This is a genomic window from Pedobacter nutrimenti (assembly GCF_032678445.1).
Lineage (GTDB): Bacteria > Bacteroidota > Bacteroidia > Sphingobacteriales > Sphingobacteriaceae > Pedobacter > Pedobacter nutrimenti_A.
Genome location: NZ_JAVTSQ010000001.1, coordinates 22,466 through 35,205 on the forward strand (window position 1 = coordinate 22,466; position 12,740 = coordinate 35,205).

Sequence of the window (12,740 nt, forward strand, 5' to 3'; positions counted from 1 at the left end):
TTAAAAGTCATGTTTCAAAAATTTATAGAAAGGCCGGTACTTTCAACAGTGATCTCCATATTATTGGTGATCGTTGGTATACTTGCCTTAACAAAGCTGCCCTTAGAGCGCTTTCCTAATATCGCACCTCCGTCGGTATTGGTAACTGCTGTATACCCGGGTGCAAATGCCGAAACGATTTTACGTTCGGTAACTCCGTCATTGGAAGAGGCAATTAATGGTGTGGAGGACATGACATACATGACCTCTACTGCAAGTAATGACGGTACATTGGGTATTACGGTTTACTTTAAACAAGGTACGAACCCCGATCAGGCCGCTGTTAACGTGCAAAATCGTGTTTCACAAGCAACGAGTCAATTGCCTGCAGAGGTTGTACAATATGGTATAACGACTACTAAACAGCAAAATAGCTTTATTGGTGCGATAGGTATTTACTCAGAGGATCCAAAAAAATACGATGCAGTTTTTGTAAATAACTATGCTCAGATCAATATAATCCCCGAAATCAAACGTATCTCGGGTGTAGGTTCTGCCAGTGTATTTGGTGGTATTAAAGACTATTCAATGCGTATTTGGTTAAATCCAAGTCAGTTGGCAACCTACAAAATTACACCTAATGAAGTCATCAGTGCTATTCAGGACAAAAACCTGGAAGCTGCGCCAGGCAGGGTTGGAGAACGAAGTAATGAGGCATACGAATATGTAATTAAATATAAAGGCAAGCTTACGAAACCGGAGGAATATCAGAATATTGCTATCCGTTCAAATTCAGATGGTTCTATATTACGTTTAAAAGATGTTGCACGTGTTGAACTCGGAGCTTATAGTTATAGTAGTGTAAACCGCTTAAACGGACACGATGGAATTACGATTGGTATCATACAATTATCAGGGTCAAATGCCAACGAAATCCAGATTTCCATTGATAAACTAATGGAAAAACTTTCAAAGGATTTTCCTAAGGGAATTAAATATAATCAGTTTTATCGAACTAAAACCGATCTTGATGAATCCATCAACCAGGTGGAGCATACCTTAGTGGAAGCCTTTATACTGGTATTTATTGTAGTATTTATATTCCTTCAGGATTTCAGGTCAACCCTGATCCCGGCTATAGCAGTTCCGGTTGCTATTATTGGTACTTTCTTCTTCATGAATCTCTTCGGATTCTCTGTCAATCTTTTAACGCTGTTCGCCCTTGTATTGGCTATTGGTATTGTGGTGGATGATGCGATTGTGGTGGTGGAGGCGGTGCATGCCAAAATGGAAGATGACCCCACGCTTACTCCCAAAGCGGCAACTACCCAGGCCATGCATGAAATTACCGGGGCAATTATATCTATTACACTGGTCATGTCGGCGGTATTTTTACCGGTTAGTTTTATGACTGGCTCGACAGGTATATTTTACAAACAGTTTGCATTAACAATGGCTATAGCCATCATTATATCAGCTGTTAATGCCTTAACTTTAAGTCCTGCCCTGGCTGCCTTATTTTTAAAGAATAAACATACAGCAGATGGTCACCAGGTGCCTAAGAAAGGTTTTGTTGAGAAGTTTTATGCGGGCTTTAATGGTGGGTTTAATTACATGACCAAGAGATATATTGGCGGCTTAAAAATCCTTATCCGTAATAAATGGATTAGCATGGCTGGGCTTGCATTAATAGTTGCTGTAACAGTTTTCCTGGTCAGCAGAACAAAAACAGGTTTTATTCCTACAGAGGATCAGGGTTTTGTGGCTATTGCTGTTGCCAGTCCATCAGGAACTTCATTAAGCAATACCAACAAAATATTAAAACAAGCTGAAAAAGAGTTGAGCGATATGCCATCAGCAAGATTTGTGATGTCGCTGGCAGGTTATAACTTTTTAACGGCATCTAACAGCCCATCTGCTGGTCAGATCTTTTTATTGTTAAAACCAAATGACCAAAGAGGGGCGGTAAAAAATATCGATGAAATACAAAATATAGTAAGGGCCAAAATGGCGGCCATATCTGCCGGTACCTTCTTTGTATTCAGTTTCCCGACCGTTCCAGGATTTAGTAACGTTGAGGCCATGAATGTGACGTTACAGGATAAAACCAATGGCAGGTTGGATAAATTTAGTGGTGTAGCTAATAACTTTATAGCAAAGTTAATGGCGAAACCGGCAATTGCTTATGCCTTTACTTCTTATAAAGCAGACTATCCTCAGTTACAGTTGGATGTTGATGACCAAAAGGCTGATCAGTTGGGTGTAAATGTTAAAGACATTTTACAAACCATGCAGGCTTATTTTGGTACTGCACAGGCATCAGACTTTAACCGCTTTGGTAAATACTATCGTGTGGTGGTTCAGGCTGATATTGCCGACAGGACCGATCCTACAAGTATTGATCGTGTATTTGTTAAAAACAAAGCGGGAGAAAGCGTGCCCATCAATACGCTTGTTAAATTAACCCGTGTTTATGGTTCAGAAACGGCTTCGCGTTATAATCTGTTTAACTCTATCGAGGTAAACGCTATTCCTAAACCAGGTTACAGCTCCGGTGATGCAATTAAGGCTATACAGGAAACGGCGAAGGAACAATTGCCAACCGGGTTTGCTTATGAATTCTCTGGGCAAACACGTGAGGAAATTTCTTCAGGAGGACAATCAACTGTGATATTTTTACTTTGTCTGGTGTTTGTATATTTCTTGTTATCAGCACAATACGAAAGTTATATCCTGCCGTTGGCGGTAATACTTTCCATCCCTACAGGTGTATTTGGCGTGTTTGTGGTATTGGGTTTAACGGGTATCGAAAATAACATTTATGTACAGGTAGCGCTGATTATGCTTATTGGACTCTTGGCTAAAAACGCCATACTTATTGTTGAGTTTGCCGTCCAAAGGCGTAAGGCCGGACTTGGTTTGGTGGAAGCGGCTATAGAAGCAGCGAGATTAAGGATAAGACCGATCATTATGACATCATTGGCTTTTGTGTTCGGTTTATTCCCAATGAGTATTGCCACTGGTCCTTCAGCACAAGGTAACCACTCCATCAGTATCGGCGCAGCAGGTGGTATGGTGTCGGGTGTTGTGCTTGGATTATTCATTATCCCTGTATTGTTTGTGATCTTCCAGCATTTGCAGGAGCGGTTCACCGGCTTGCCAGTAGCGGTATTGAACCGTAAAGACCAGGATGAAAATGGAACTGTAAGGGAAACAGAAAAGCTGGAATTGCATAATAATTAACAATTAGAAAAATGAAACGATATATAAATCCATATGCTTTTTTATTACTGGTCGTCTTTTTAAGCGCCTGTAAAGTATCAAAGGATATCCAGGTACCTAAATCAGCTACCCCTGAGGCTTTCAGGGGAGTTGCTTTAACAGCAGATACTTCCAGTATTGGTGCTGTTCCTTTGAAGCAGTTTATTGCAGAAGCAGAGCTGCGTAAACTGATTGATACTGCTTTGCTGCGGAACTATGACCTGCAGATTGCTGTGAAGAATATTGAGGCCTCAGAGCTGCTGTTTAAACAGTCGAAACTGGGCAATATCCCTTCGCTTAATTTGCAGATTACAGGAAGTTCCAACCGACCTTCAGACAATAGTCTGAATGGTTTAAGTACCAGCCAGTTTTTGGGAACCAGCCATATTGAAGATTATAATGCCAATCTGGGATTAAGCTGGGAAGCAGATATATGGGGAAAGATCAGGAGCCAAAAGCAAGGTGCTTTTGCGACCTATCTGCAAAGCAGGGAAGCTAAGAAGGCGGTACAAACCCGTTTGGTTGCTAATGTAGCTCAGGGTTACTACAATTTGCTCATGATGGATGCCCAATTGCAGGTGGCTAAAAAGAACCTGGCTTTAAATGACAGTACACTTCGGATCATTCATATGCAGTTTGATGCTGGTCAGGTGACATCTCTGGCCATTCAGCAGGCAGAAGCACAACAGACAGTAGCGGCGCAGCTGGTTCCGCAACTGGAGCAAAGCGTAGGTGTACAGGAAAATGCATTACGTATTTTAACCGGTCAGCTGCCTTCAGCTGTAGAGCGTCAGGCTAATTTGGACCAAATGGTAGTGCCTGAATCTTTATCTGCGGGTATACCTTCGGATATGGTGAGCCGCAGACCTGATGTGAAAACATCGGAACTGGCTTTGGCAATAGCAAATGCAAAAGTTGGCGTAACTAAAGCCAGTATGTACCCTTCTCTGAGCATTACGGCCAGTGGTGGCTTGAATTCTTTTAAAGCGAGTAACTGGTTTAATGTACCGGCTTCTTTATTTGGTTTGGTTACAGGTGGTATTACGCAGCCGATCTTTCAGCGTAAAGAATTGAAAACCCAGTTTGAGGTGGCCAAGGTAGATCGGGAGAAAGCGGTACTGCAGTTCAGACAGTCTGTATTGAATGCAGTTGGTGAGGTATCTGATGAACTGATCAAACAGGAAAAACTGAAACAACAATATACGATTGCCAGCAGCCGGGTGCAGACTTTGCAGAAAGCGGTAAAGAATGCGAACTTGTTGTTTAGAAATGGCATGGCCAATTATCTGGAGGTGATTACTGCGCAGGGAAATTTGTTGCAGAGTGAGTTGGATATGGCTACGCTTAAGGCGGCAAGATTGAATTCTATGATTGAGCTGTACCGTTCACTGGGGGGAGGCTGGAATTAGAGGGGAAAAATGTTTTGAATAAAATGACTGCATATTCTCGCTGAAGGAGCTCGAAGACGCTAGGTCATTTTATTCAAAAACATTTTTTTGGGAGGTCATCCGGTAGGGTGGCTTTTCTTTTTTTGTGTTCGTTTCGCTGGTGGTTTTGTCCGTTTGGGATCTTTTTTGCTTTTCTTCCCATGTGTTGGAACGCATCTTTAGATCCTATATGATATGGAGATATTTATGCGGTTAAAACAAGTTCTAGTTTTTTTGTGAGTGGTTTGATGTCGGTAACGCTGGTTTATGGGCAGGCATCTGTGAAAAAGGGAAGTGAGGCGATTGGTTCATCAAAACTTACAGATTCTTTAAAGATGGTTGCTTTGAGGGAAATTGCTTTGCGATATCCTCTGTTGCGTCAGGGAGGAATTTCTACGGAGTTTGCGGGCAAGCAGGATTTGAAGTCTGATCTGTATGGCAACAGGGTTCTGGAAAGTAAAGTTCAGATTTCAAGGATCAGGACCTACGTTAACATTCCTGTAGCAGAGATTGGAAAAAATCTCATTTCCTCTTCTCTGGGACTGGTGCAGCAAAAAATATCTCTTAGTGATATCAATGGTGAGTCAAGTGTGGTTCAGGGAGCGAAAATGGTGATTAAAGAGAATACCTTTAATTTCAGGCTTGGGGTAACCAGGGCAAGTACTTTGTTTGATAAGCCTGTGGTTTATAGCGTAAGTGCCCTTGCGATTACGAATGAGCATTTTTCTTATATCCGGATGAACTATATGGGGCTTGCTGCACTTACCCTTAAGAGAACCGCTGACCGGTCTTCGTCTGTTGGGGTGGTCGTTGTTGTGGGTCCTTCGGCTCCTTTGCCTGTATTGCCATATTATAATGCCTGGCGTAAATTCAGTAACAGTTTGGAATTGTTTGTAGATCTGCCTTCCAGAATTAGTATCAGGAAACAGTTGTCTGAAAAATCTTTTCTTTCTTTTGGAACGGAAATGACCGGAACGCTCGCTTTTCTGAATCTGAATGTACCAGCACTGCCTCAGCAGAATATCTTCACCACGCTTGATCTTAAAACTCGTCCGTCTTATGAATACAGGTTGTCAAAGTATGTGGTTTTAGGGGCCAGTGGTGGCTTGCTTAGTCCATTACAGTCGAGGGTATTTGAGAAGAGTGCGCCGAGTAAAGATTATTTTATAGAGAATAGGCTTAAGGCTGCGCCTTATGTGAACTTTAGTATTTCTGTTTTGCCATTTTTTAAAGCGTTGTAGTCATTTCTTTTTGAAATTCCGGTAATTTTTTCTTCAAGTAGCTAAGCCCCGTAGCTGCACAGCCTTTTTGGTGAAATTTAACCCTGAATTATGTTTTACTGAAAATTAAAATCTGTATATATGCATAATGGTTACTTAGTGGTGGCATTTCAAGATTTGGCTATAGATGGAAAGCAAAACAGATTGTAAAATGCAGTGGAACGGCATAAAGGAGGGGGATATCAGTTCCCTTTTCCGGCTTTATGAACTGCTTTTTACTCATTTGCTGAATTTTGGAATCAAATACTCAGCTGATGTGGACTTATCGAGGGATTTGGTGAATGAAATGTTTATGGAAATATGGGATAAACATCAAACTCTTCCGGAAGTGGAGAATGTTCAGTCTTATTTGCTGAGTTATATCAAAAGAAAGGTAGCCCGGCATTATTATCATGACGAATTGCGACAAAAAGCAATTCATGCACAACAGGATGAATTACATGAACTTTCCTACGAAGAGTTCATCGTGAATATCCAGTCAGAGCAACATCTGCGTTCCAGACTGAAAACTGCACTTCAAAAATTAACCCCTAAGCAGAAGGAACTCGTTCAGCTCAAATTTTTTGAAGACCTCTCTTATGTTGAAATTGCAGAGCGTGCTTCTCTTACGGTTAAAACGGCTTATAATACGATTTATGATGCTTTGAAGATCTTAAAAAAGGAGATGAAATAAGCTTGTGTTGTTTTAAGATAAAGGCTGTGTTAAATTAATTTTATTTTTTTTGAAATTTTCTTAGGAAAAAATCCGGATTGCTGCACTATTAGATTAAACAGGCAAAACAATGGATTATAACCAATATACATCTGTAGATTTTCTTACTGATGAAAGCTTTCTGAGCTATTGTGCCGGCAATGATGAAGAACATGTCAGATTTTGGCAAAATTATACAATAGAACATCCTGAAAAAGAACAGGAGCTGAGTGAAGCTATGGTTATGTATCAGCAGCTGAGCGGCAATAAACGGCCTGTTGAAACAGAACTTGCCAATTTTAAGCAATTGATACAGACCAGACTTAATGTTTTGGAACAGCCAGTTCCCGAACTCAGTGAAAGTTATGTAAGCGGCAACGGTCAATTTAAAATGTATAAGATGGCCGCTCTTGTGATGCTCGTGGTATTGATCAGTGGCTTTTTTGTATGGAAGAAATCCAATCTCTCTAATTCTTTAAATGCAGAGCAGGGAACGCAGCTAAGTAAAAATATTTTTCAGACAGAGAAGGCCCAGAGAAAGAAGATCACGTTTGAAGATGGAACAACAGTTTCATTAAATGCAGATACGAAGATCAGCTTAAGAAAAGGCTATAATAAAAATACACGCGAGGTTGATCTCATTGGAGAAGCCTTTTTCGAGGTGGAACATAATCCTGCAGTGCCTTTTATTGTACATACAGCTAAATTGGATGTTAAAGTGCTTGGGACGAAATTTAATGTAAGTGCTTACCCGGATGAGCGCCGTACAGAGGCTTCTTTGATTATGGGAAGCATACAGGCCAGCCTGAATGACAAAAGCCACCGTCATTTTATTTTGAAGCCAAGTGAAAAGATTACGGTGGAGGCAAATCAAATGCCTACCGCTAAAGAGGTGCTTGCAAAAGACGTTCCTAAAGTTTTGGTGAGCAATGTGCATTTGACCAACAGGAATGTTGTGGTAGAAACCGCCTGGGTGAATAACGGCCTGGAAATCAATAATGAAACTTTTATAGAGCTTCAGCAGAAACTGGAACGCGAGTATGGGGTTACCCTGGCCTTCAAAGATGACGAAGTGAAAAAATATAAATTTACCGCAACCCTTAAAAATGAACCGATAAACGAAGTATTAAAAGCAATGCAAACCGTAAACTATTTTAATTATAAGATCAAAGGAAATACTGTTCAGCTTTCAAAATAAAAACCGGTTCGGTGCTCCAACACCCAACCGGTAATTATTGATAGTTAACATTTTAGAGGAGGCTACTTTTGAGCGGCAGGTCTCCTCTGTTTTTGGCTGTGAAACCAATTTTCAAATATATGACAAATAAACTATTACTCAAATGGGGACTTAACCGGCCCGTTCTAAAACTAATTTTGTATATGAAGTTAACTTTTACCATTGTTTTACTTCTCTGTATGCAGGTTTCTGCCAAAGTTCTTTCCCAGGAAAAGATCAGCATTACAGTGCAGAACGAAAAGATTGATAAGATCTTGAAAATGATAGAGAAGCAAAGCCGATATCATTTTATATACAGTACAAATTATCTGAATACAGACAGAAAGGTGAATCTGGATGTTGCTGATGCGGATCTCAAGGTTGTGCTGGAGAAATTATTTACAAATGAGGTATTGAAGTATACGGTTACGAGTAAAGGACTGGTGATGCTTTCTACACAAGGGGAAAATGCAAACGATATTATTGTAAAAGGAAAAATTACGGATAAGGCGGGTGCAGTTCCTGGTGCTACGATTAGTTTAAAGTCGGACAGGGGAGTTGGGACTTCCTCAGACGCTTCAGGAAATTTCTCTCTTAAGGTACCTAATGATGGTGTTTTGGTGGTTCGTTCTGTTGGTTATTTAACCAAGGAAGTTCCGGTTTCAGGAAGAACGGTGATTAATGTCCAGCTGGAGGAAGAAAATAGTAATTTGAATGAGGTGGTGGTTGTGGGGTATTCTTCGAAAAAACAGAGCGAATTGTCGAGTTCTGTAACAGTATTGAATGCAGAACAGTTGAAAGGTGTGGCTTCGAATGATGTGATGAGCATGATCCAGGGAAAGGCACCAGGCGTTACAGTATCTTCGGCATCCGGGGATCCAACTGAAGCACCGAAAGTTTTGGTTAGAGGAGTGAGCAGTATTAACGGTGGTACTGCACCTTTGGTTGTTGTAGATGGAAATATTGTAGGTGCATATGGGGCCTCTAACGCAACCTATAGCCCGGCAGATGTGGAATCGGTGACGATTCTAAAAGATGCGGCCGCAACTGGTCTGTATGGTTCCAGAGCAGGAAGTGGGGTGATCATCATTACGACCAAGACAGGTAAAGCAGGTGAGACCAAAATTGACATCAGCTCTACTGTAGGTTTTAATAAGCCTAACATGGGAAATTTTAAGCTGATGAATACTCAGCAGTTGTATGATTATCAGAAGACTTTCACCAATCCCAATCCGGCAGTTCTGAATACGAATACGAATTGGTGGGATTTGGCTACCCAGACCGGTTTGACACAGAATTATGTGCTTTCAGCCTCCGGGGGTACAGAGAAATCTAAATTTTATATCTCCGGTAATTATTATAAAGAAGAGGGTACAGTGGTGAAAAACGACAAGACCGCTTACAGCCTTCGTGCAAACCTTTCTTCTCAACTTACCCAGCGCTTAAAGTTAAGTGTGCTCTTGAATACCATTTATACCAAGGACAATTATCAAACCAGTAGCACTCTGCGTGATGCTTATTTGAATTTACCTTTTGATCCGGCTTACAATGCCGACGGAACACCGACTGACGGAAGAACAACAGCTAATTGGCTGGGAAGGGACAAGGAAAATTTTCTTCAATCCATCCAATATAACTTTGCCAATGGAAGAAGTTTAAATGTAAACGGGGATGTGAACCTGGACTATACCATAACTAAACACCTGAGTTTTGCTTCCTATAACCGGGCCAATTTCTTTAATGATTTTTATGTAACCTATAATGATAAAAGAACTAAACAAGGAGGAGCAAATTCTGGAGAATTATATAATAATACTTCTTATACCAACAGATTACTTTCTTCAAATCGCTTAAAATATGAAAACAGTTTTGGACAACATAATTTAAGCATTTTGGCCGTTGGGGAAGCAGAAAAATCGCATTTTGATGATGCCAGCCTGAGCGGAAAAAACCTGCCTCCGGGCCGTCCGGTGATGTCTACTGCTACCGACATTATTGATAACCCTGGAGGAGGGAACAATGATGTGAATTTTAGTAAATACCTTTCGCAGGCTGAATATAACTATGCCGGAAAATATTTTGGAGTCGCTTCCTTTGTCCATGAAAATTCATCGCGCTTTGGCCGTGATAAAAGTGGGGGCAATTTCTACCAATTAGGTGCTTCCTGGATTTTATCAAATGAAGACTTCCTTAAAAATATGGGGCCGTTGAACTTCTTGAAATTCCGGGCAAGTTATGGTACCACAGGGAATGCTGAAATTGGTGACTATCCTTCATTGGGATTATATGTCATAGATGCATCCGCGAGTTATGGTGGAACGCCGGGTGCAAAACCCTCACAAAGAGCCAATCCAAACCTGACCTGGGAGAAACAGAAAACCACCAATATTGGCGTTGATTTTGGTTTGTTTAAGCGCATTGATATCACGGTGGATGTGTATGATAAACGATCCGATGCTTTATTGTTCCAGATTCCGTTGCCAAGTACGAGCGGATATAGTTACTATTTTGATAACGTAGGTGCCCTAAAGAATAGAGGTATTGAGTTCAGCATTAATTCCAGGAACCTGACCGGCCAGTTTAAGTGGGAGACCAGTTATAATATGGCCTTTAATCAAAACCGGATATTAGACTTAAATGAGGGTAAAGATGCAATAGCACCCGATGCCAGTAAGCCAGGAGCTATTGGCCATGATATTTATGATTGGAAAATGCCGATCTGGGCAGGTGTAGATCCGAATAATGGAGACCCGTTATGGGAAAAGATCATCACTGATGCTGATGGTAAACAATATACGGCCTTGACCAATACCTACAGTCAGGCCACCAGGCAATATACAGGGACTTCCGCTTCCCCTAAATTTACCGGCGGTATTACCAATACCTTTTCTTACAAGGGAGTTTCTTTAAGTGCCTTTTTCAATTTTGTGTATGGTAACGAAGTATATAACGCCAGCCGTGCCCTTTTTGACAGTGACGGTTTGTATGAGAGTTATAATGCGATGGTCCTGAAATCCGGATGGAGCAGATGGGAAAAGGTAGGCGATATCGCTACGCACCCAAAACCTGTTCTGGGTGGTAACCATGATTCTAACCAGAGTTCTTCCAGATACCTGGAAGATGGAAGTTACATCCGTTTGCGGAATGTGACGCTGGGTTATGATATACCAACACAATGGTTGTCAAAGTTAAAAATCAAAAATGCCAAGGTCTTTGTGAGCGGAGATAACTTATGGACAGGTACAAAATTCTCGGGTGTTGATCCGGAGGTAGATTTTAGTGATGCTGCGGGCAACTTCAAATATCCCATCAGCAGGAAAATATTATTTGGTATCAACATCGGTTTATAAAAATTGGAGGACACAATGAAATTAAAATATATAAAACTATTTATGCTTTCGGTAACTGTGGTTGTGGCCATGAGTGCCTGTAAAAAGGAAGTAAAGCCTTCTACGGCTATTGATGATCAGTCTGCACTGACCAATGCAGGAGATATAGAAACTGCAACTATTGGAACTTATGCGGTATTAAGAGATGCTACCTATATCAGGAGTGCACATTTTCTGACGGAATACCAGGGTGATAACGTGGCTCAGGGACAACCTTCCTCAGATGATCTTTCCCGTTGTTATCGTTACACACATATTCCGACCGGAACACATGGTGCAAATTTCTGGAAACAGGCCTATTTTGTAACGGTTGCGGCCAACAAGATCATTGCGGCTATTCCTGATGCGTCTGCTGCAGATTTGCGTCAGCTTAAGGGGGAGAACCTTTTTTTAAGGGCAATGATGGAATTCAACCTGGTAAGAGTATTTGGACGTCCTTACATACAGGGAAATGGGGCAAATCCGGGTGTGCCTGTTTTAAAAGAAGGTGTTACGGATGATACGCCTGCAAGGAAGAGTGTGAAAGAAGTTTATGATGCTGTTTTGGCAGATCTCCTGAAGGCTGCAGATCTGATGACGGTGAGCAAATCGGATATTTTTGCTTCCAAAGAAGTGGCTTATGCCTTGTTGTCCAGGGTTTATCTGAATATGGGAGATAATGCCAATTCCATAAAATATGCTAATCTCGTGATTGCATCAGGAAGGTATAAATTGCTGCAGGGCAGTGATTATCAGAACTATTTTACAGTGACACCGGAGGCTAATGCAGAGACTATTTTTGCGGTTCGTTACATGAAAACGGAAGACCAGGGTTTTGGAGCGATTGGCTCCATGTACTACAGCGGAACACCTGGAAGTTTAAGTACGCCGGGTTCTCAGGGGAGTACAGGCTATGGCGAGATCTATGCTTCTCAACAGTATGTTGCGGAGCTGGATAAAAATCCGGCTGATCTTAGACATAGCTTTATTGCACCTTATAAGATAAATGGTGTATTGCAGTATAATCCTAAATTATCTCCTGCGGCTCCAATGTATTATGTCACCAAATATAGTCTTCAGGAAGGGGTTGTAAATTTAAGTTCTCCTGTATACCTGCGTTTTGCAGAAATGTACCTGAATAGGGCAGAAGCCAATGCGAAATTGGGTAATGCACAGGCGGCTTTGGATGATGTAAACCTGATTCGTACGCGTGCAGGTATCCCCGTCTTGACTTTGGCTGGAATAGCAGGGGCTGGAAAATCGGCTTTGGATGTGGTCTTGGAGGAGCGCCGGCTAGAATTTGCTTTTGAAGGACAGCGGGCTTATGACCTGTTCAGGAACAACAGACCTATGGTGAGGAATTATCCGGGCACACATGCTTTAAACAATACGCCAAATACCATCATTACCCAAACGATCCAGCCAACGGACGCCCGGGTGATCTTTTTTGTTCCTCAATATGAGATTGACAACAATAAGAACCTGACCCAGAATCCTTAAGCACCTATTTAAGAAATC

7 protein-coding genes are annotated in these 12,740 nt (G+C 41.4%); all 7 read left to right on the forward strand.

Annotated features, from left to right (window positions below; all coding sequences use genetic code 11):
• Positions 1 to 9: 9 nt before the first annotated feature.
• The 7 genes from R2S08_RS00095 to R2S08_RS00125 all read left to right on the forward strand — a co-directional run bounded on the left by R2S08_RS00095 (position 10) and on the right by R2S08_RS00125 (position 12,722).
• Positions 10 to 3,222 (forward strand): efflux RND transporter permease subunit, encoded by a 3,213-nt coding sequence (locus tag R2S08_RS00095; protein WP_316833306.1) that lies wholly within the window; start codon positions 10 to 12, stop codon positions 3,220 to 3,222.
• Between the two features lie 11 nt (positions 3,223 to 3,233).
• On the forward strand, positions 3,234 to 4,649 hold the full coding sequence (locus R2S08_RS00100; RefSeq protein ID WP_316833307.1) for an efflux transporter outer membrane subunit: 1,416 nt from the start codon (positions 3,234 to 3,236) through the stop codon (positions 4,647 to 4,649).
• A 266-nt stretch (positions 4,650 to 4,915) separates the two neighbouring features.
• The gene (locus R2S08_RS00105; RefSeq protein WP_316833308.1) at positions 4,916 to 5,908 is read left to right on the forward strand and encodes a DUF6268 family outer membrane beta-barrel protein; all 993 of its coding nucleotides are present in this window, start codon (positions 4,916 to 4,918) and stop codon (positions 5,906 to 5,908) included.
• A 166-nt stretch (positions 5,909 to 6,074) separates the two neighbouring features.
• On the forward strand, positions 6,075 to 6,620 hold the full coding sequence (locus R2S08_RS00110) for an RNA polymerase sigma factor (protein WP_316833309.1): 546 nt from the start codon (positions 6,075 to 6,077) through the stop codon (positions 6,618 to 6,620).
• A 109-nt stretch (positions 6,621 to 6,729) separates the two neighbouring features.
• Complete coding sequence (locus R2S08_RS00115; RefSeq protein ID WP_316833310.1) at positions 6,730 to 7,836, forward strand: FecR family protein; 1,107 nt, start codon at positions 6,730 to 6,732, stop codon at positions 7,834 to 7,836.
• A 182-nt stretch (positions 7,837 to 8,018) separates the two neighbouring features.
• Positions 8,019 to 11,204, forward strand: coding sequence for a TonB-dependent receptor (locus R2S08_RS00120; protein ID WP_316833311.1), 3,186 nt, complete (start codon positions 8,019 to 8,021; stop codon positions 11,202 to 11,204).
• Between the two features lie 15 nt (positions 11,205 to 11,219).
• Positions 11,220 to 12,722: a RagB/SusD family nutrient uptake outer membrane protein gene (locus R2S08_RS00125; RefSeq protein WP_316833312.1), complete on the forward strand. Its 1,503-nt coding sequence runs from the start codon at positions 11,220 to 11,222 to the stop codon at positions 12,720 to 12,722.
• Positions 12,723 to 12,740 lie beyond the last annotated feature (18 nt).

What these genes read in the sequence shown, in the direction of transcription:
- R2S08_RS00095 (WP_316833306.1), top strand. Translation starts at nt 10, where the DNA reads ATGTTTCAAAAATTTATAGAAAGGCCGGTACTTTCAACAGTGATCTCC.
- R2S08_RS00100 (WP_316833307.1), top strand. Translation starts at nt 3,234, where the DNA reads ATGAAACGATATATAAATCCATATGCTTTTTTATTACTGGTCGTCTTT.
- R2S08_RS00105 (WP_316833308.1), top strand. Translation starts at nt 4,916, where the DNA reads ATGTCGGTAACGCTGGTTTATGGGCAGGCATCTGTGAAAAAGGGAAGT.
- R2S08_RS00120 (WP_316833311.1), top strand. Translation starts at nt 8,019, where the DNA reads ATGAAGTTAACTTTTACCATTGTTTTACTTCTCTGTATGCAGGTTTCT.
- R2S08_RS00110 (WP_316833309.1), top strand. Translation starts at nt 6,075, where the DNA reads ATGGAAAGCAAAACAGATTGTAAAATGCAGTGGAACGGCATAAAGGAG.
- R2S08_RS00115 (WP_316833310.1), top strand. Translation starts at nt 6,730, where the DNA reads ATGGATTATAACCAATATACATCTGTAGATTTTCTTACTGATGAAAGC.
- R2S08_RS00125 (WP_316833312.1), top strand. Translation starts at nt 11,220, where the DNA reads ATGAAATTAAAATATATAAAACTATTTATGCTTTCGGTAACTGTGGTT.